Annotated in this window: 18 protein-coding genes; 9 read left to right on the forward strand and 9 right to left on the reverse strand. The window is 64.4% G+C overall.

Translation table 11 applies throughout. The annotated features are described in order from the left end of the window. The first annotated feature begins 10 nt into the window (after positions 1-10). From nthA to C2L66_RS20000, 3 genes are read left to right on the forward strand one after another with little or no spacing between them, the layout of a single operon-like run. Complete coding sequence (nthA, locus tag C2L66_RS19990) at positions 11-697, forward strand: nitrile hydratase subunit alpha (protein WP_176056936.1); 687 nt, start codon at positions 11-13, stop codon at positions 695-697. After that, a complete protein-coding gene (gene nthB, locus C2L66_RS19995; protein WP_054932530.1) occupies positions 694-1,359 on the forward strand; it encodes a nitrile hydratase subunit beta in 666 nt (221 codons plus the stop codon). The genes nthA and nthB overlap by 4 nt, the downstream gene beginning before the upstream one ends. Then, positions 1,356-1,739 (forward strand): nitrile hydratase accessory protein, encoded by a 384-nt coding sequence (locus C2L66_RS20000; protein WP_060603500.1) that lies wholly within the window; start codon positions 1,356-1,358, stop codon positions 1,737-1,739. The genes nthB and C2L66_RS20000 overlap by 4 nt, the downstream gene beginning before the upstream one ends. Positions 1,740-1,785: 46 nt before the next feature. Here C2L66_RS20000 and C2L66_RS41280 read toward each other — a convergent pair whose 3' ends face one another. From C2L66_RS41280 to C2L66_RS20035, 8 genes are all read right to left on the reverse strand, one after another. Then, positions 1,786-1,932, reverse strand: a complete 147-nt coding sequence (locus C2L66_RS41280; protein WP_167352363.1) for a hypothetical protein — start codon at positions 1,930-1,932, stop codon at positions 1,786-1,788. A gap of 170 nt (positions 1,933-2,102) precedes the next feature. Continuing rightward, a complete protein-coding gene (locus C2L66_RS20005) occupies positions 2,103-2,819 on the reverse strand; it encodes a PIG-L family deacetylase (RefSeq protein WP_054932528.1) in 717 nt (238 codons plus the stop codon). 248 nt (positions 2,820-3,067) lie between these two features. Continuing rightward, positions 3,068-3,655: a nucleotidyltransferase family protein gene (locus tag C2L66_RS20010; protein WP_054932527.1), complete on the reverse strand. Its 588-nt coding sequence runs from the start codon at positions 3,653-3,655 to the stop codon at positions 3,068-3,070. 1,254 nt (positions 3,656-4,909) lie between these two features. Then, positions 4,910-6,211, reverse strand: a complete 1,302-nt coding sequence (locus C2L66_RS20015) for an NCS2 family permease (RefSeq protein WP_054932523.1) — start codon at positions 6,209-6,211, stop codon at positions 4,910-4,912. A 478-nt stretch (positions 6,212-6,689) separates the two neighbouring features. Beyond that, positions 6,690-6,941 (reverse strand): DUF4148 domain-containing protein, encoded by a 252-nt coding sequence (locus C2L66_RS20020; RefSeq protein WP_036001118.1) that lies wholly within the window; start codon positions 6,939-6,941, stop codon positions 6,690-6,692. A 199-nt stretch (positions 6,942-7,140) separates the two neighbouring features. Beyond that, positions 7,141-7,920, reverse strand: coding sequence for a slipin family protein (locus C2L66_RS20025; RefSeq protein WP_036001121.1), 780 nt, complete (start codon positions 7,918-7,920; stop codon positions 7,141-7,143). Continuing rightward, a complete protein-coding gene (locus C2L66_RS42375) occupies positions 7,917-9,572 on the reverse strand; it encodes an NfeD family protein (RefSeq protein WP_082670455.1) in 1,656 nt (551 codons plus the stop codon). The genes C2L66_RS20025 and C2L66_RS42375 overlap by 4 nt, the downstream gene beginning before the upstream one ends. An 85-nt stretch (positions 9,573-9,657) precedes the next feature. Beyond that, entirely contained in the window at positions 9,658-10,719 is a 1,062-nt protein-coding gene (locus tag C2L66_RS20035; protein ID WP_060606858.1) for an AraC family transcriptional regulator, read from the reverse strand. Positions 10,720-10,984: 265 nt separating this feature from the next. On the opposite strand from C2L66_RS20035, the gene C2L66_RS20040 reads away from it, so the two are divergent. From C2L66_RS20040 to C2L66_RS20065, 6 genes are all read left to right on the forward strand, one after another. Then, positions 10,985-12,118 (forward strand): acyl-CoA dehydrogenase family protein, encoded by a 1,134-nt coding sequence (locus C2L66_RS20040; protein ID WP_060603497.1) that lies wholly within the window; start codon positions 10,985-10,987, stop codon positions 12,116-12,118. Positions 12,119-12,185: 67 nt separating this feature from the next. Continuing rightward, positions 12,186-13,892 (forward strand): AMP-binding protein, encoded by a 1,707-nt coding sequence (locus C2L66_RS20045; protein WP_060606855.1) that lies wholly within the window; start codon positions 12,186-12,188, stop codon positions 13,890-13,892. Positions 13,893-13,986: 94 nt separating this feature from the next. Continuing rightward, entirely contained in the window at positions 13,987-15,516 is a 1,530-nt protein-coding gene (locus tag C2L66_RS20050) for a CoA-acylating methylmalonate-semialdehyde dehydrogenase (protein WP_060603496.1), read from the forward strand. 878 nt (positions 15,517-16,394) lie between these two features. Beyond that, entirely contained in the window at positions 16,395-17,288 is an 894-nt protein-coding gene (gene mmsB, locus C2L66_RS20055; protein ID WP_060603493.1) for a 3-hydroxyisobutyrate dehydrogenase, read from the forward strand. Further along, positions 17,289-18,086 carry an enoyl-CoA hydratase gene (locus C2L66_RS20060; RefSeq protein ID WP_060603490.1) on the forward strand — a complete coding sequence of 266 codons (798 nt, stop codon included), beginning with the start codon at positions 17,289-17,291 and terminating at the stop codon, positions 18,084-18,086. It begins immediately after the preceding gene. After that, a complete protein-coding gene (locus C2L66_RS20065) occupies positions 18,083-19,252 on the forward strand; it encodes an enoyl-CoA hydratase/isomerase family protein (RefSeq protein WP_060603487.1) in 1,170 nt (389 codons plus the stop codon). The genes C2L66_RS20060 and C2L66_RS20065 overlap by 4 nt, the downstream gene beginning before the upstream one ends. 14 nt (positions 19,253-19,266) lie before the next feature. Here C2L66_RS20065 and C2L66_RS20070 read toward each other — a convergent pair whose 3' ends face one another. Beyond that, positions 19,267-20,265 carry a hypothetical protein gene (locus C2L66_RS20070; protein WP_060606854.1) on the reverse strand — a complete coding sequence of 333 codons (999 nt, stop codon included), beginning with the start codon at positions 20,263-20,265 and terminating at the stop codon, positions 19,267-19,269. Positions 20,266-20,523: the final 258 nt, after the last annotated feature.

The following is a 20,523-nucleotide window of genomic DNA, read 5'->3' on the forward strand; positions in this document are numbered from 1 at the left end:
TGGAACGCAGATGAGCCATGACGCTACACAGCAACACGACCACGACCACGACCACGACCATGGGCATGACCATGAGCACGAAGGCAGTGCGCTGTCCGAGATGGATCTGCGCGTACGTGCGCTGGAGTCGCTGCTGATCGAAAAAGGCTACGTCGATCCGCAAGCGCTCGACGTGCTGATCGAAACCTACGAGCACAAGGTCGGTCCGCGCAATGGTGCGCGTGTCGTCGCGAAGGCATGGTCCGATCCCGGCTTTCGTCAGTGGCTGCTCGACGATGCGACGGCCGCGATTGCGTCGCTCGGTTTCACGGGGCGGCAGGGCGAGCACATGGTTGCGCTGGAGAATACGCCGGGCGTCCACAACATGGTGGTATGCACGCTCTGCTCGTGCTACCCGTGGCCCGTGCTCGGCTTGCCGCCTGTCTGGTACAAGTCGGCGCCGTATCGTTCGCGCGCGGTGATCGATCCGCGCGGCGTGCTCGTGGAGTTCGGCGTGGCCTTGCCCGACGACACGGAGATTCGCGTATGGGATTCGACGGCGGAAGTGCGCTATCTCGTGCTGCCGATGCGCCCTGCCAACACGGACACGCTGAACGAGGCGGAACTCGCCGATCTCGTCACGCGCGATTCGATGATCGGCACGGGACTCGCGCTCGCGCCGGGCGAAGTGAAGCCCGCAAGCGGAGGCCGGCCATGAACGGCGCACAGGACATGGGCGGCATGCAGTCGTTCGGGCCCGTCGCACCCGAAACCGACGAGCCGTATTTCCACGCGGACTGGGAGCGTCGCGCGCTGGCGCTGACGATCGCGATGGGCTCGACGGGCAAATGGAACATCGACATGTCGCGTGCCGCGCGCGAGAGCCTGCCGCCCGCGCAATATCTGTCGAGCAGCTACTACGAGATCTGGTTCGCGGGCTTGTGCAAGCTGCTCATCGACACGGGACTCGCGACGCGCGACGAGATCGATAGCGGCGTGTCGCAGCGCGCCGGTGTGCCCGTGCCGCGCGTGCTCGCCGCCGGGCAGGTCAATCCGATGCTGTTTCGCGGCAGTCCCGCGTCGCGCGACGAGCCGCATCCCGCGCGCTTTGCCGTGGGCGACGCGGTGCGCACGCTGACACTCAATCCGCCCACACACACGCGCCTGCCGCGCTATTGCCGGGGCAAGCGCGGCCGGATCGTCGCGGTGCGCGGCGCGCATGTGTTCCCCGATTCGAACGCGCTCGGACGCGGCGAGGACCCGCAATGGCTGTACACGGTGCGCTTCGATGCCGCCGAGCTGTGGGGCAAGGATACGACGGCGTCGTCGGTGTGCACCGATTGCTGGGAGCCGTATCTCGAAGCGGACGGGACGGCATGAGCGCGCCCGCATTCACGACGTCGCAGGAAGTGTCGCGCGAGTTGCTCGAGGCGCTGCCCGGCATCCCGCGCGACGGTGCCGGCCCGGTCTTCGCCGCGCCGTGGCAGGCCGCGGCATTCGCGATGACGCTCGCGCTTCACGAGCGCGGCGTGTTCACATGGCCCGAATGGGCCGCCATGCTCGCCGATGCGATCCGCGACGCGCAGGCGCAAGGCGACCCCGATCGCGGAGACACCTACTACACGCATTGGCTGACGGCGCTCGAACGCATCGCGACGGCCAAGGGCTGCGTGACGCGCGAGGGGCTGATCGAGCGCAAGGACGCGTGGGACGCGGCGGCGCGCCGTACGCCGCACGGCCAGCCGATCGGGCTGGGGTGAGTGCGCTGGCGCATCATCGGACTGTCAACGGACTGTCAGCGGGCTGTTACCGAAGCACCGGGTCCTTGTCGGGCGGACCTTCGGGACGCTGCGGCTCGTCGTTGTGATGACCCGGCGACGGCGGCGTGAGCGGGTCCCCTTCGGGGTCGCGCGTCGGATCGGCGTTCGGATCGGGAATCGGACTGGTGTGCATGGTGTGACCTCGTGGCGTTGTGGCCGGTCGATGCAGCAACCGGCGGCGGACGCATTCGCGCTGCTCTCGCGGCAAGGTACGAAGCGTCCTGCTTTCACTAGCGTAGGCGATGACCGCGAAGACTGCTGGCGTGATCGCTGAAGTAGCGCTTCGATCTGGTTCGATACGGCTCAATGCCTGGCCCGGCGGGCGCCCTGCCGGTCCACTGTCAGCCGCCAGTAGCGCTCCTCGGCGTACACGTCGTCGTAGCCGTGTGGCCCGAACGCGCGCAACTGGCTCTCGTACGCCGACACGGCTTCGCGCTTGAGCAGCGCCTGGCGCTCGCGGTCGAGTGTGTGTCCGGCCGCGGGGCTGGCGGGCGTCGCGACGATGCCGCGCCCGGCCAGATCGACGAGCCGCTGCTGGACGAGCCCCGGCATCGGGCGATAGATCGCTTCCTCGTAAGCGAACCATTCGAGGTGCGACATGCGCGGCAGAATCTCGCAACACGCCTCGAACACGCGGCCGTGGTCGTCGTGAAAGAGGCCGAGCGGCATCAACAGCGTATTCGACGTCGAGCCGTAGATGGCTTCCTCCAGCGCGGCGGCGAGCTGGCCGATCGACGGCGAATCGCGGTATTGCGCGTCGCGAAACGGCAGCCGCAGAGGGATGGCGTCGAGCACGGCGAGCGCGTCGTTATCTTCGAGCGTGCGCGCGTGGACCGATTCGTACGCGCTCGCGAAGCCGGCCTTCTCATCCCAATCGGTACGCATGTCCTGTGCGGGCGGCGCGGCGAACACGGTGCAGACGGCGGCATCGGGATGCGCTGCGAGCAGCGCGCCGCAACCGAAGACGGCGTCGTCGAAATGCGGCGACACGATGAACAGACGCGGGCTGGTTTCGCTCATGAGATCCTGGACTGGATGCGGGAGGGGCGCCGGCGGCGATGTATTGGCGGCGTGGCGGCATCGTGGACAGCTTAGACCAACGATGCAATGCGTGCTCGCCGGTTTTCGCGCTGCAGCGCGCAAGCGCCGTGCCTGGGGGGCGCATGGTTCGGCGATCTTTCCCGTATTGGCTCGCCTCATCGGCGTTGCGCTCCCGGATGTTCTCACCGTGCGCGGGCGGTTATGTCGACGATGTGGGCGCGAGGCGACTAGACGTTGCGCAGGTCTTCCGGCGTGTCGATATCGCTGAGCACGCCGGGGTCGTCGACCTCGATGCGTTTCACGGGGTGGGTGGCGAAGAGTGCGCGTGCGCCGGTGTCGCCGTCGAGGGCGAGCAGGGCGTCGCGATGCTCGATTCCGAAGCCGACGGGATGACCGCGCTGTCCCTGATAGTAGGGCGCGACGATGGGCGCGCCGTCATCGACTGCGCGCGCGACGGCTTCGATGGAGGACGTGGCGATGCGGGGCATATCGGCGAGCGCGACGATCCAGCCGTCGGCGTCGTCGCTCGCTTCGATGCCGGCGGCGAGGCTGGCGCCCATGCCGCGCTCGGCATCGGCGGAAAAGATGACATGACAGCCTGCGTCATTGAGTACGCGGGCGAGCATTTCCGAGCCGGGGCGCACGATCGCGATGACGTGCGGGACGACAAGCAGCAGCCGATGCGCGGATTCGAACGCGACGGGGGTACCGTCGGGCAGGCGGGCGAGGAGTTTATTGTGGATGCCTTCCGGGTCGAAGCGCGATCCGTAGCCGGCCGCGAGCAGCACGCCGGTAGCGAGGGAGGCGTATGCCATGGGTGGCACCAGAAGGTGGGGGGTGAAGAGGGATTGTGCGGTGCAACGGGGGAGGGGGCAAGGGTTTTGTTTGGACCTGCGGTGCGGCGATGCCGGTTGGGCCTTTGCGCTGCTGGCAGCTGGGTTTTGTTGTCGCGGTTCACGCGGTGCACATGTGCGTTTGACTTTGCGCGGGCATCCGCCTCACGTTAGCGTGCTTCACGCGTCGCGGTTCGGTGTGTTTGCCTTTTCGCTGGCATCCGCGTGTTGTTAGCGTGCTTCAGGCGTCGCCCCTGTGCGGGGCGGCACCTACTTTTCTTTGCCGCCGCAAAGAAAAGTAGGCAAAAGAAAGCGGCTCACACCGCCAGGTCTTGACGTTTGCCCTCGGGCCCGCAACGTCCCCACCCTTCACACGCCAGCGCCCGGTTGATGCCCGTTGCCAACGCTTCGAATAACCGCATTTTGTTGCCGCGGTTCACGCGGTGCACCTATGCGTTTGACTTTGCGCTGGCATCCGCGATACGTTAGCTCGCTTCACGCGTCGCCCCTGTGCGGGGCGGCACCTACTTTTCTTTGCCGCCGCAAAGAAAAGTAGGCAAAAGAAAGCGGCTCACACCGCCAGTGCTTGACCTTTGTCCACGGGCCCCCAACGTCCCCACACTTCGCACGGCAACGCCCTTATTCGTGTGCGTTGCCAGCGCGCTGAATGCGCGCCTCACCCACTTCAAACACCCGTACATGAGCCGGCGGCAGCGAATGGTATGTGCCGCCCAGGTGGCAAACTGTGTGTAGGTTGTCGCGTCGTATAGCGTGGCGCTCTTACAAGGTGGGACGCGTGCGCTATCGGTCTGGAGTGAAGCGTGTGGAGCACCGACGGCCTACACACAGTTTGCCACCTGGGCGGCGGTGGACTGTCTGGCGCGGCGTGCTGAAACACGGGTGGGTGAAGCGGGTGAGGCACTCAATCAGCGCGTTGGCAACGAACGTGGGTCACGTGGTTGCCGTGTGAAGTGTAAGAACCTTTGGGGGCCCTCAGGCAAGAACAAGGGCTGGCGGTGTGAGCCGCTTTCTTTTGCCTACTTTTCTTTGCGGCGGCAAAGAAAAGTAGGTGCCGCCCCGCACAGGGGCGACGCTTGAAGCGAGCTAACGTAACGCGGATGCCCGCGAAATCAAAGGCCAAAACACCGATCGGCGAAGCCAAAACACGGACACTAGCGCAAGCACAAACACCCCAGCGTCGCAGACAAAAAAAACCAAAAACCAAAACCAAAAACCTCACTCCGCCCCAAGATAAAAAAACCGAAACAAAAACACAGCAGCAATAACCCAAACAACGAGCTTGACCTGCCGCGCCCGCCCGGTAAGCAACTTAAGCCCCGCATAAGAAATAAACCCAAACGCGACCCCATTCGCAATGGAATAGGTAAAAGGCATCATAAGAGCGGTAAGTGCAGCAGGCACGACTTCAGTCGCATCATCCCATGGCAGATCAGCCATCTCCCGCAACATCAGACACGAAACGTAAAGCAAAGCCGGCGCCGTGGCATAACCCGGCACCACCCCCGCCAGCGGCGCAAAGAACAGCGCCAGCAAAAACAGCACAGCAACGGTAATCGCGGTAACACCCGTACGCCCACCCGCCTGCACACCCGAAGCGCTTTCGATATAAGCCGTCGTCGACGACGTACCCAGCACCGACCCGGCGAGGATCGCCGTACTATCGGCCAGCAGCGCTCGGTTCAAGCGATGCATCTTGCCATGCACCAGCAGCCCCGCGCGGTTCGCGACACCCATCAGCGTGCCCGTCGCATCGAACAGTTCGACGAGGAAGAACACCAGAATCACATTCAGCACGCCCGTCGACAACGCGGCCTTCACGTCGAGCTGGAACAGCGTCGGCGAAATTGAAGGCGGCATGGACACGATGCCGTGAAACTGATTGCCGCCGAAGAAAAAGCTCAAGATCGTCACACCGACAATGCCGATCAATATCGCCCCGCGCACGCGCAGCACATCGAGCATGACGATTACAAAGAAGCCGATGATCGCCAGCACCACGTGCGGATCGTGCAGGTTGCCCAGCGTGACGAGCGTCGCCGGACTGCCCGTCACGATGCCCGCCGTCTTCAACGAAATGATCGCGAGAAAGAGCCCGATGCCGCCCGTGATCGCGACGCGAATCGAATGCGGAATGCCGTTGACGATCACCTCGCGCACGCGGAACAGCGTGACGATCAAAAACAGGCAGCCGGAGATAAAGACCGCGCCCAGCGCAGCCTGCCACGTGAAGCCCATCCCCTTGACGACTGTGTACGCGAAGTACGCGTTCAGGCCCATGCCCGGCGCGCACGCAATCGGGTAGTTAGCGTAGAAGCCCATGATCAGCGAGGCGAGCGCGGCGACGAGGCAGGTCGCAACGAACACCGAGTCTTTGGGCATGCCCGCATCGCCGAGAATCGCCGGATTGACGAAGATGATGTAGGCCATTGTGAGGAAGGTGGTGACGCCTGCCAGCACTTCCACGCGCAGGGTCGTGCCCGCTTCGTCAAAGCCGAAATACCGTTTTACGGAGTCCATGAGCCGAGTCTCTCGTCGTTTGAAATGTCGTTGGTCACTGCTTGTCGTGCAGCCTGTCTTTGCCTGCTACCGCGCTTCGTCAGCCGCGTGATGACGCCCCGTCCCGCATGGCGGCGCGCGCGGGCTTCGCCGCCGCGTCGGCCATCGTGACGCCACGGGCGGATTTAATCACGATTGGTCAGCAATTACCGCATTTGCCGCGCGCGCGTGGAGCCTATGCAACACTCGGTACGCGTGCACGGCGCGCCACGGCGACGGGCAGGCCCTGATCCATTTTGCTGGCGAAGGGGCGTGATGATACCTGACGCGGCGCGTCAGGCCGGATTACGAGGGGAGCGGAAAGGAAGGAAGCGCGGCCAGAGCGGCCCTGCGCAATGTCACGATGGCAACCGCACGCGACATCGCGTTGAGCGTCTCAAACGGGGGGCAATGGAATGCGGGACGCGCGTCGAATGAGCGCGTCCCGCAACCATCGATATTACTGTTGCGTGCCCTGCGCCTGCGCGCGGCGTTGCGCGACGACGCGGCCTGCGGCGATCGCATTGGCCGGGTAGTTGATCCAGTCGAGCGGATCGTAGCCCGCCTTGCGCCATTCGACGAGATCCGCTTTCACTTCGGCGCGGGTCTTGGGTGTGTTCTGATCATAGACGCGCGACGTCTGCGCAAATGCCGACGACACGGCTGCGACGCCGATGAGCGCGCCCAGAACCATACGAGGAATCAGCTTCATGGCAAGGGCCTGAAAAAGTTAGGATGACCCTTTTATTCTAGGTTCTGTATTCGCGATGAGTAAGGTTCGTAACTGAAATGAACCGTTGCTCAGTTTGCATCTAGTCTGCATCTGTCGCCTTGCACAAGGCGTGGTTCATGCATGCGCGAGGCGTTTCTCATTCGAATGCCTGAGCGGAATTCGCGCGCCCAGGCATCGACTAGCCCATATGCTGAGAAGGCTTGCTCATCCGGTCTATCACAGCCGTCAACAGATCGACGGGTAACGGAAACACGATGGTCGAATTCTTGTCGGCGGCAATGGTTGTCAGTGTCTGCAAATACCGCAATGTCATCGCCTGCGGTTGTTGCGCGAGCATCTGTGCGGCCTGCAGCAATTTCTCCGACGCCTGCAACTCGCCTTCGGCGTGAATCACCTTGGCGCGGCGTTCCCGCTCCGCTTCCGCCTGGCGCGCAATCGCGCGGATCATCGTCTCGTTGATATCGACATGCTTGATCTCGACATTCGATACCTTGATACCCCATGCATCCGTTTGCGCATCGAGCACGCGCTGGATGTCGGTGTTGAGCTGCTCGCGCTCGGACAGCAGTTCGTCGAGTTCATGCTTGCCGAGTACCGCGCGCAAGGTGGTTTGCGACAGCTGGCTGGTCGCTTCGAAGTAGCGCGCAACCTGAATCACCGCGCGCTCCGGATCGACGACGCGAAAGTACACGACGGCATTGACCTTGACCGATACGTTGTCGCGCGTGATCACGTCCTGCGGCGGCACGTCGAACACGACGGTGCGCAGATCCATCCGCACCACCTGCTGCACGACGGGAATGATCAGCACGAGACCCGGTCCCTTGACCTTCCAGAAGCGGCCGAGCATGAACACCACGCCGCGCTCGTACTCGCGAAACACGCGCACCGCCGAAGCGATCAGCACGATCGCGAGAAGAATCAGGATGCTGCCGAAGCCGAAAGTGAAACCGATCATGTGTGCTCTCCCTCTTGTGATGGATTGCTTGCGGGAACCACGGTAAGCATCAGGCCGCGCCGGCCCGTCACGCGCACGGCGTGGCCCGCCGCGAGCGGCGAGGTGCTGCGCACGCGCCAGCGTTCGCCATGCACGCGCGCCCAGCCGACGCGGTCGGGTTCGCCATGCAGCAGGCTGTCTGGCGGGCCGTCCCGCGAGCCGTCGGCGCGGCCTGGCGCCGTATCGGCGACGAGGCCGTCGTCCAGCACCACGCCGACGCTGCCGATCATCGCTTCCGCGCCCGTCACCACGGGCCGCCGCCGCGAGCGCAGCACCATTCCCGACACGCCGAAGATAAACAGCACGCTGAACACGATGACGGCCGCGATCATCGGCAGCGGCACGCCGTAGCCGGGCACGTCGGTGTCGATCAGCATCAGCGCGCCGATCGCGAACGCGACGATGCCGCCGAAGCCAAGCGTGCCGAAGGTCGGCAGGAAGGCTTCGGCAATCAGAAACGCCAGACCGAGGAAGATCAGACCGAGACCCACGTAATTGACGGGGAGCAATTGCAGCGCGAACAGACCCAGCAGCAGGCTGATTGCGCCCGCGACACCGGGCAGCACGAAGCCGGGATTCGCGAACTCGAAGAACAGGCCATACATGCCGATCATCAGCAAGATCAAGGCCACGTTCGGGTCGGTGATGACGGCGAGGAAGTGGCTGCGCCAGTCCGCCTCGAGCGTGACGACGGGCGCGTGCGCCGTCGTCAGATGCTTCGCGCCGGCGGCCGTGTCGTAGGTGCGGCCGTCCAGCTGCCGGAGCAGGTCGGGAATATCGCGGGCAATCAGGTCGACGACCTTCTGTTCGAGCGCGTCGCGTGCCGACAGGCTCACCGCTTCGCGCACCGCGCGCTCGGCCCACTCGACGTTGCGCCCGCGCAGTTGCGCGAGGCCGCGTATGTAGGCTTGCGCGTCCTGAAGCTGCTTGCGCAGTTCCGTCGACTGGCTGTCGAGCGGCAGCGCGCCGGATGCGGCATTGTCCTTCTGGGCCGGGCCGGACGCAGGCGTCGCGCCCGGCAACCCGGGCGGCTGGCCGGGTTTCGGCGCATCCTGGCCGCCGATGCCCAGCTGCACGGGCGACGCGGCACCGAGATTGGTGCCGGGCGCCATCGCCGCAATGTGGCTTGCATAGGTGATATAGGTGCCCGCGCTCGCGGCGCGCGCGCCGCCTGGCGCGATATACGTCGCGACGGGCACGGGCGACGCGAGAATCGCCTTGATGATCTGCCGCATCGACGTGTCGAGCCCGCCCGGCGTGTCGAGCTGCAGGACGGCGAGCTGGGCGCGATCGTCGGCGGCGCGGGCGAGGCCGCGCACGATGAAATCGGCGGTGGCGGGGCTGATTGCGCCCGCGACGGGAATCACCACCACGCTGCCCGGCGTAACAGGCGGTTGCGCGGCGCGGGCGGAATGCGCGAACGCCGCCGCAGCGCAGAACGCCAGCACCAGCAACCAAGCGCGCTGCAACAGCCTGGCCGCCGCGCCGGGGATGACGCGCGGAGTGCGAGCCCATGCGGCACGGGGCGCGGCAGCCACGAAAGCGCCGCGCGTGCGGCGCGGCGTGCGTCGCGAACCCGCTTGCCGGATCGGGAGAAGCCGGTACGTTCCCATCGTCGACGGCCGGTGCGCCGTGCTGCGACGGATCACGTTCGCATCGCGGCGCGCCAGGCCTGAAAAGAGCTGGCCTGTCTTAAGCTTAGTCGGATTCCGCGCGTTCCGCCCGGCGGGAGATACCCGCGCCTGCCGCGTGCGCATTCACCGCCCGGTAATCCGCCGGCCGCATGCCCGTCCACTTGCGAAACGCCCGGTGAAACGCGCTCGGCTCCGCAAACCCGAGCGTCGCCGCGATATCGGCAACCGACTGGCCGCCGCGCTGCAACTGCGAAATCGCGATGTCGCGCCGCAAGTCGTCCTTGATCGACTGGTACGTATAGCCTTCCTGCTTCAGGTGACGCCGCATGGTCGCCTCGGCGACGTGCAGCCGCTGCGCCATCTCGTCGGAGCCGGGCCACGCGGGCATCGGCAGCGCACGCAGCGTCTTGCGCACCCGCGCCGCGAGCGAGCCGGGATTGCGGTACTTGATGATGAAGCTCGCGGGCGCGTCGCGCAGGAAGGGCTTGATGGACTTCGTGGTCTGCACGACGGGCAGTTCCAGAAAGTCCGGCGCGAGATCGACATACGACTCGCTCTGCCCGAACGACAGATCGTCGCAGAACATCAGCCGGTACTCGTGCGCGGCAGGCGGCTCGGCGCAGCGAAAGCGCGCCTCGATCAGCGGGATGCGCCGCCCGACCAGCCAGCATACGAGTCCGTAGACCAGGATGAAGTACGTTGCGTATGCAAACATGGCCGGCTGCGGCGCGCCGTCGCGATGCGCGAACTGGAGGCGCACGCGGTCGTCGCGCGTGACGATCTGCGCGCACATGTCGTCGAGCACGAGACGCATGAAGTTGACGGCACGCGTAAGCGCCTGGCCGCCGTTGCGCGCCGTCAGCGCCATCTGCGTCATCGCGATGAAGCTGCCGCTCTTCATCGCGTGGGCATCCTGGCCGAAGAATTCGTCGTCGAGCGTTCTTGCGATGTTGGCCCACAGCGCGCCGTATTGCGCCGGCGTCACGCGGCTTTTCGCGCTCGCAAGCACTTGCGGCGCGATGCCCGCCGCTTCGACGATCGGCTGCACGTCGACGCCGCGCGCACGGGCGAGCGCCAGCGTCTCTTCGACGAGACTCACGGAGATCGTGCCTCTTTCGGTTTTCATGCGGTCCAGGTTCCTCGCGCAGCCCGGAAGTGGGCGTTTCATGAATTCTGGCAAATGCGCTCATGTGAATTGCCGCGAGCGCCTGCCGGAACCGCCATTCTGCAGCATCGGGTCCACGCGCGGAATCCACTTATGGCAAATGCGCTCACGAAAATTGAGCGGACGCGGCATCGAATCCCGCTTTCGCGCCGCCTACACTGGTTTCCAGCAGACGCGCCGGGTGTGCAGTGCAGCAGGCGCGCAGAAGACAATCGGAGCGAGACACATGGACGAGTTCTATACCGACGAGCAGCGGATGATCCGCGACGCGGCGCGCGACTTCGCGGTCGAACGCCTCGCGCCGAACGCGGCGCAGTGGGACCGCGAAGGCCAGTTGCCGGCGGATGTCGTCGGGCAGATGGGCGAGCTGGGTTTTCTCGGCATGATCGTGCCGCCCGAATGGGGCGGCTCGTACACCGACTACATTGCGTATGCGCTCGCACTCGAAGAAATCGCGGCCGGCTGCGCCGCCTGCGCGACGATGATGAGCGTGCACAACTCGGTCGGCTGCGGGCCGATCCTCAACTTCGGCAGCGACGCTCAAAAGGACCGCTATCTCGCCGATCTCGCAACGGGCAAGCGCATCGGCGCGTTCTGCCTGACCGAGCCGCACGCGGGCAGCGAAGCCAACAACATCCGCACGCGCGCCGTGCTGCGCGACGGCCAGTGGGTCATCAACGGCAGCAAGCAGTTCGTGACGAACGGCGCGCGCGCCAGCATTGCGATCGTGTTCGCCGTCACCGATCCCGATGCGGGCAAGCGCGGCATCTCGGCTTTCATCGTGCCGACGGATACGCCGGGCTTCAACGTCGGGCGCCCGGAAAGCAAGCTCGGCATTCGCGCGTCGGATACCTGCCCGATTGCGCTCGACGATTGCGCCGTGCCCGAAGCCAATCTGCTCGGCGCGCCGGGCGAGGGCTTGCGCATCGCGCTGTCCAACCTGGAGGGCGGGCGCATCGGCATTGCGGCGCAGGCGATCGGCATTGCGCGCGCGGCCTTCGATGCGGCCCGCGCCTATGCGAACGAGCGCGTCCAGTTCGGCAAGGCGTTGAAGGAACATCAGACCATCGCCAACATGCTCGCCGACATGGCGACGCGCCTGAACGCCGCGCGGCTGCTGGTGCATCATGCGGCGCGCTTGCGCAGCGCGGGGCGGCCGTGTCTGTCGGAGGCATCGCAGGCGAAGCTGTATGCATCGGAGATGGCTGAAGAGATCTGCTCGAAGGCGATCCAGATTCACGGCGGCTATGGGTATCTGGAGGATTACGCTGTCGAGCGGCATTATCGCGATGCGCGCATTACGCAAATCTACGAAGGCACGAGCGAAGTACAAAGAATGGTTATCGCGCGGCACGTTTGAGCGCAGAATAATCCGCCAATAGAGCGCGACCGCGCCGGGCGCAACCGCGCGAACAATGGAGACGACGATGACGGCAGCCCAAAGCTTTTTCGACGCGCGCGACCTGTTGTTGCGCCACCGCACCGACTATGAGCGCGCGTACCGCGAGTTCAGATGGCCGGAACTCGGCGAGTTCAACTGGGCGCTCGATTATTTCGACGTCGTCGCGAAAGGCAACGACAACCCGGCGCTGTGGATCGTCGATGATCCGGCGCAAGAAGGGCTGAAGCTCTCATATGCGCAGATGTCGGAGCGCTCGTCGCGGATGGCGAATTTTCTGCGCGGGCTGGGCGTGGCGCGCGGCGACCGGCTGCTGTTGATGCTGCCGAACCGGGTCGAACTGTGGGACGTGATGCTCGCGGCGATGAAGCTCGGCGCGATCGTGCTGCCCGCCACGACGCAACTGTCGCCCGACGACGTGCGCGACCGCGTGCAGATCGGCGGGGCGAATTTCGTCGTGGTCGATAGCGCGGAGACGGGCAAGTTCGATGCGCTCGATACGCCGTTGCAGCGCATCTCGGTTGGCGCGCCGCGCGAAGGCTGGACGGATATCGCCGCCGCGTATGCAGCGTCCCCCGTCTTCACGCCGGACGGCGCCACGCGCGCCGCCGATCCGATGCTGCTGTACTTCACGTCGGGCACGACGTCGAAGCCGAAACTGGTCGAGCATACGCACGAAAGCTATCCCGTCGGCCATCTGTCGACGATGTACTGGATCGGCCTGCAACCGGGCGACATTCATTGGAACATCAGCTCGCCTGGCTGGGCGAAGCACGCGTGGAGCTGCTTCTTCGCGCCTTGGAATGCACAGGCGTGCGTGTTCGTCTACAACTTCGCGCGCTTTGCGCCGAAAGACACGCTCGACGTGCTGGTGCGCTACCAGGTCACGACGCTGTGCGCGCCGCCCACCGTGTGGCGCATGCTCGTGCAGGAGCCGCTCGCGTCGTATCCCGTGAAGCTGCGCGAGATCGTCGGCGCGGGCGAGCCGCTGAACCCGGAGATCATCGAACGCGTGCGGCATGCGTGGAACATCGTGATTCGCGACGGCTATGGGCAGACGGAAACCACCTGCCAGATCGGCAACCCGCCGGGGCAGCCTGTCGTGCCGGGTTCGATGGGCCGCCCGCTGCCGGGCTACCGCGTCGAACTCGTCGATGCCGACGATCATCCCGTGACGGAAGGCGAAATCGCGCTGCCGCTTGGCTCACGTCCGCTGGGCCTGATGACGGGCTATGCGAACAACGCGAAGGCCACCGAACACGCGATGCGCAACGGTTACTACCACACGTCCGATGTCGCGATGCGCCGCGACGATGGTTATCTCGTGTATGTCGGCCGCTCGGATGACGTGTTCAAGTCGTCCGATTACCGGCTCAGTCCGTTCGAGCTCGAAAGCGTGCTGATCGAGCACGAGGCGATTGCCGAAGCGGCCGTGGTGCCGAGCAACGATCCGCTGCGGCTGTCGGTGCCGAAGGCATTTGTGACGGTGCGGCATGGCTTCGAAGCGGGTCCCGAACTCGCGCGCGACGTGTTCCGTTTTTCGCGTGAAAAGCTTGCGCCGTACAAGCGTATTCGCCGCCTGCAATTCAGCGATCTGCCGAAGACGATCTCCGGCAAGATTCGCCGCGTCGAACTCAGGCGGCGCGAACTGGAGCGCACGGCGGAGCCGGCGCGTTTGCAGGATGAATACTGGGAAGAGGATTTCCCCGAGCTTCGCAATGGGAACGGAAACTGAGCGGCACTGAGCGGCAACTAAGCGGCACTGAGCGGCACTGAGCGGCACTGACCGACCAACGGGCGACCGATATCTACTTCAGGAGACATGCAGAATGAGCGCAATTCCTTCGACTCTGGCTGACCGCAAGGTCGACACGGTCAAGCTGTTGATCAACGGCGAATTTGTCGAGTCGAGCGCGACCGAGTGGCGCGACATTGTGAATCCGGCGACGCAGGAAGTGCTTGCGCGCGTACCGTTCGCGACGAAAGCCGAGGTGGACGCGGCGATCCGTTCCGCGCATGCCGCGTTCGCGACTTGGAAGAACACGCCGATTGGCGCGCGCATGCGGATCATGCTGAAGTACCAGGCGCTGATTCGCGAGCACATGCCGCGCATTGCGAAGACCTTGACGGCGGAGCAGGGCAAGACCTTGCCCGATGCCGAAGGCGACATTTTCCGCGGGCTGGAGGTGGTCGAGCATGCGTGTTCGATCGGCACGTTGCAGCAGGGCGAGTTTGCGGAGAATGTGGCGGGGAGTGTCGACACGTACACGCTGCGCCAGCCGATTGGCGTATGCGCGGGCATTACGCCGTTCAACTTCCCGGCGATGATTCCGCTGTGGATGTTCCCGATGGCGATCGTTTGCGGCAACACGTTCGTGCTGAAGCCGTCGGAGCAGGACCCGCTATCGACGATGCAACTGGTCGAGCTGGCCATTGAAGCGGGCGTGCCGAAGGGTGTGTTGAACGTGGTGCATGGCGGGAAGGAAGTCGTCGATGGGTTGTGCACGCATGATCTGGTGAAGGCGATTTCGTTTGTCGGATCGACGGCGGTGGGCACGCACGTGTACAACCTGGGCAGCCAGCACGGCAAGCGCGTGCAATCGATGATGGGCGCGAAGAATCACGCTGTGGTGCTGCCGGATGCGAATCGCGAGCAGACGCTGAATGCGCTGGTGGGTGCCGGGTTTGGCGCGGCTGGTCAGCGGTGTATGGCGACATCCGTCGTGGTGCTGGTGGGGGCGTCGAAGGAGTGGTTGCCTGAGCTTGTGGCGAAAGCGAGGACCTTGAAGGTGAATGCCGGTCATGAGGCCGGCACGGATATCGGGCCTGTTGTTTCGCGTTCCGCGAAGGAGCGGATTTTGGGCCTCATCGAGGCGGGTGTTAAGGAGGGGGCGACGCTGGCACTCGATGGGCGTGGTGTTGATGTGCCTGGCTACGAGGCCGGTAATTTTATCGGGCCGACGGTTTTTAGTGATGTTTCCGTTGAGATGGATGTCTATAAGACCGAGATTTTTGGGCCTGTGTTGTGTGTGATGAGCGTGCCGACGCTGGACGATGCGATTGCGTTGGTGAATAGCAATCCGATGGGCAATGGTGTGGGACTCTTTACGCAGAGCGGCGCGGCGGCGCGCAAGTTCCAGAGCGAGATCGATGTTGGGCAGGTTGGGATCAATATTCCTATTCCCGTGCCGGTGCCGTTTTTTAGTTTTACCGGTTCTCGCGGGTCGAAGCTTGGGGATCTTGGGCCTTATGGTAAGCAGGTTGTGCAGTTTTATACGCAGACTAAGACGGTCACTGCGCGGTGGTTTGATGATGTCACTGTTAGTGATGGTGTGAATACGACTATTAGCCTTCGATAGGGGGTTTTTGTTTGTCTGCGACGCTGGGTGGTCTGCTGGTGTTTGCGCTGGCATCCGCCTTTTGCTTTTGCTCTTGCTTTCGCTGGCATCCGCGTTACGTTAGCTCGCTTCACACGTCGCCCCTGTGCGGGGCGGCACCTACTTTTCTTTGCCGCCGCAAAGAAAAGTAGGCAAAAGAAAGCGGCTCACACCGCCAGTGCTTGACCTTTGTCCACGGGCCCCCAACGTCCCCATGCTTCACATGGCAGCAATTCTGTTTGCGTGCGTCGCCAACGCGCTGAATAAACGCCTCACCCGCTTCGATCACCCGTACCAGGTCAAGCGGCTGCGAACGGTATATGCCGCCCAGGTGGCAAACTGTGTGTAGGTTGTCGCGTCGTATATCTTGGCGCTCCTACCGGGTGGGATGCATGCGCTATCGGTCTGGAGTGAAGCGTGTGGAGCACCGCGGGCCGACACACAGTTTGCCACCTGGGCGGCCGTGGACTGGCTGGCGCGGCATGCCGAAACGCAGGTGCTTGAAGTGGGTGAGGCGCTCATTCAGAACGTTGGCAACGGGAGCGAATGACGTGATTGCCGTTTGAAGTGTAAGAACCTTTGGGGGCCCTCAGGCAAGAACTAGTGCTGGCGGTGTGAGCCGCTTTCTTTTGCCTACTTTTCTTTGCGGCGGCAAAGAAAAGTAGGTGCCGCCCCGCACAGGGGCGACGCCTGAAGCACGCTAACAATTCGCGGACGCCAGCGAAAAGGCAAACGCACAGGGGCGACGCCTAAAGCGAGCTAACGTAACGCGGATGCCAGCGCAAAGCCAAACCACAAAGACGAAACCCCAAACCCCACCACAACAGCAAAAAAACCCGGACCAACCCAGAGGATCGAACATGAAAATCGGCTTCATAGGACTAGGCAACATGGGCGCGCCGATGGCGCTAAACCTGCTGAAAGCGGGCCACACGGTAACGGTCTTCGACCTGAACCCACACGCAGTGCAATCACTAACAGAAGCGGGCGCCACAGCAAAAAGAACTCCAAAAGAAGCCTCGACAGACGTCGAATACGTCATCACGATGCTCCCCGCGGCAGCACATGTAAAAGCAGTGCTAACAGGTGAAGAAGGCATCCTCGCGGGCATCGCGAAGAACGTAACGATCATCGACTCGAGCACCATCGACCCGGCCAGTGTAAAAGCCTTCGCCGCCCTGGCGACGCAGAACGGAAACACCTTCGTCGACGCACCCGTCTCAGGCGGCACAGGCGGTGCAACAGCCGGGACGCTGACATTCATGGTCGGCAGCACCGCGGAAACATACGAACAGGTAAAACCAGTTCTCTCAGCAATGGGCAAAAACATCGTCCATTGCGGCGAAACCTCGACCGGCCAGGTCGCAAAGATCTGCAACAACCTGGTGCTAGGCATCACGATGGCCGGCGTGTCGGAGGCGATGGCACTCGGCGAGAAACTCGGCATCGACCCCCAGGTACTGGGCAAGATCATCAACACATCGACGGGCCGCTGCTGGAGCTCGGACACCTACAACCCGTTCCCCGGCGTCATCGACACCGCGCCGTCCACGCGCGGCTACACAGGCGGCTTCGGCACCGACCTGATGCTCAAGGACCTCGGCCTCGCCACCGATGCCGCAAAACTCGCGCGCCAACCCGTCTACCTCGGCGCGCTCGCGCAACAGCTCTATCAGACCATGAGCACGAACGGCGCCGGCAAGCTCGACTTCTCAGCGGTGATCAAGCTGTATCGCAAGGATGGAGACGCGTAAATGATCGAACTCGACTACGCCCATGACGGCAGCGTCGCCCTGCTGACCCTGAAGCGCCCGCCCGCGAATGCATTCACGCCGGATGGGCTATTGCAGTTGCAGCACACCATCGAACGCCTGAACGGCGACGCGCAAGTGCGCGCCATCGTCATCACCGGCGACGGCCCGAAGTTCTTCAGCGCGGGCGCCGATCTCAACACCTTCGCCGACGGCAACAAGGAAATCGCGCGACAGGCGGCATCGCGCTTCGGCTCGGCGTTCGAAGCGCTGCAGAACGCGCGGCCCGTCGTGATCGCCGCAATCAACGGCTATGCGATGGGCGGCGGCCTCGAATGCGCGCTCGCCTGCGATATCCGCATCGCCGAGCAGCACGCGGTAATGGCGCTGCCGGAAACCGCCGTCGGCCTGCTGCCGTGCGGCTGCGGCACCCAGACGCTGCCGTGGCTCGTCGGCGAAGGCTGGGCGAAGCGCATCGTGTTGACGGGCGAGCGCGTGGATACCGCGACGGCACTGCGCATCGGGCTCGTCGAAGAAGTGGTCGAGAAAGGTGCGGCACGCGAATTCGCGTTGCAGATGGCGGCGCGCGTCGCGGGCTTGAGCCCGCAGGCCGTTACGTTCAGCAAGGATCTGATCCAGCAGGCCCGCAACGGCGTGCCGCGCACGGCGGCGCTGGCCGTGGAGCGCGAGCGCTTCGTCGATCTGTTCGACGGCGCGGACCAGCGCGAGGGCGTCAATGCGTTCCTCGAAAAACGCGCGCCGCAGTGGCAAGGCGTGCAATCGAAGGAGTCGCAGCGATGAACGCTGTTCTCAACGAGGCAAGCGCGCACGAACCCGACGTGCTGTTTCGCGTCGTCAATCGCGTCGCGATCGTCACGCTGAACCGCCCGGCCGCGCTGAACGCGTTGTCGCACGAGATGGTGCGCGAACTGGCCGTGCTGGTCGAGCGCTGCCGCACCGATAGCGAAATCGTCGCCATCGTGCTGCGCGGCGCGGGCGCGAAAGGCTTCTGCGCAGGCGGCGACGTGCGCGCGCTATACGGCATGCGGCAGCGCAACGAAACGGACTGGCAGCAGTTCTTCATCGACGAGTACCGCCTCGATTACGCGCTGCATACCTTCCCGAAGCCCGTTGTCGCGCTGCTCGACGGCATCGCGATGGGCGGCGGCATGGGCCTCGGCCAGGCGGCGCGGCTGCGCATCGTCACCGAACGCACGAAGATCGCCATGCCCGAGACGCGCATCGGCTTTCTGCCCGACGTCGGCGCGACACGTTTTCTGAGCGTGATGCCCGCCGAGATCGAACTGTATGTCGGACTGACAGGCGTGACGCTGACGGGCGCGGAGGCATTGTGCTTCCAGCTGGCGGATCTGTGCGTGCCGTCCGAATGGCTCGACACGTTCGAGGAGCGTCTGTTGCGCATCGCAACGGCCGACGTCGCCGCCGACGAGCTGCTGCGCGCCTTGCGCACCGTATTCGAGCCGCCATGCAACATCGTCCCGCACGCGGGGCTCGGCGCGTTCACGCAGTTGATCTTGCGGCACTTCGACCGGCGCTCGGGCGTCGAGCGGATCGTCGCGACGCTGCGCCAGGATCTGGAGCGAGAGCACGTACCGCAAATGGGCCAGCGCGAGGTGCGTCAGTGGCTGCAGGCAACCTATGACGCGTTGACTTCGCATTCGCCGACCATGCTGTACGTCACGCGCGACGCGCTGTTGCGCGGCCGTCAGATGACGCTCGCCGAATGTTTCCGGATGGAACTGGGCATCGTCACGCGTGCGATCGAAGAGGGCGATTTCAGCGAAGGCGTGCGCGCGCATCTCGTCGACAAGGACCGCAAGCCGCGCTGGGCGCCCGCGACGCTGGCCGAAGTGCGGCCCGAGCGCGTGCGGCATTTCCTGTCGTCGCCGTGGCGGACGCAGGCGCATCCGCTGGCCGATCTGGGCGTGGAGCAGGCGCTTGCATGAACGCGGCGGCGCCGCTAGAACCGGTAGCCGATACCACCCATCAGCACATCCGTATCGCGGCTGTAGCGCGTGACGACGCGATTCCACGTCACGCGCGCCGCCCAGTGCTGCGTGAAGCGATACGACGCCGACACCGACACGAGGCCCGACAGGATGCCGTCGCCCGTCGAGCGTTCGTCGGGGTCTTCGCCGTGATGGATCGCGGCGTACGCGCCTGCGCCGATGCCGAGTGTCAGCTGATCGTCGAGGAACGCGCGCGTGAGCCATAGCTGCGCAGTGAGGCCGTCGCGGCGCGCTTTCAGGCCGCCGCCCTCATGCAGATAGCCGAACGTGCCGTCGAGCCAGTGCGTGAGCCCGCGCCGGTATTCGATCGACTCGGCTATCGACGTCTGCGACTCGAGGCTGTTGAGAATGGTCTGCCCGACCAGCACCGTGACTTCGTTGTTCGTCACGTCATGCGTGCGCGGCAGCGCCCAGGCGCGCGGTCCCGGCTCGTCGGGCGCGTCGAGCTGATAGCCGGCGCCGAGCAGCACGGCCGTCGTCGAAGGTCCGTTCGACACCTGCACGCGGTTCAGTTGCAGGCTCGTCGTCCAGCGGCGCGATGTGTACCAGGTCGCCCGCGCGCTGAACAGGCCGCCCCAGCCGTGGGTGTTCGAGTAGCCCTGGCCCTGTTCGGCCGCTTCCGTATCGAAGTAGCGATACGGCCCCACGCCGACCGCAATCACGAAACGGTTCTGCGCGAGCGGCAAACGCCCCCAGATCTGCACCGCCTGCCCGTCGCGGTGATGGTCCGGCATATGGCCTTCGTTCAACCATGTGATGCTGCCCGCGAGGTATCTTCCAAAGCCTTCCGTATAGTCGATCGCCCACGAATACGTGTTCGTGCCCGCGCCTCTCAGCCAGCCGCCGTACAGCGCGATTTCCTGCGCCGACGCGCTTCGGGCCGACAGCAGGGCGCAGGCTGCGCCCATCAGTAGCAACGGTTTCAGACGGCGGCGCCGTTTCCTTTTCATATTCTTCACTGTCATGCGCATTGAATCGAAATCGTTCTGGCGGGGCGAGCGATGTATGCGCTGTAGCGGGCAGATGTAACCGTCACGGAGTTTTTGCAGCGCGGCGTGTGCGAGCCCGGGTATCGCGCTTGCTGGGCTGGTCAGTCTGTCGATATAGATCTGACGTTTGATCGGCATCCGGATGGCGCAAGGGCAGCACGTCTGACATGCGGAGGGTTCACCGGCGCGCCCGCGAATGGGGGCCTATACTTTCCGCTT

This window comes from Paraburkholderia caribensis, assembly GCF_002902945.1.
GTDB classification, from domain to species: domain Bacteria; phylum Pseudomonadota; class Gammaproteobacteria; order Burkholderiales; family Burkholderiaceae; genus Paraburkholderia; species Paraburkholderia caribensis.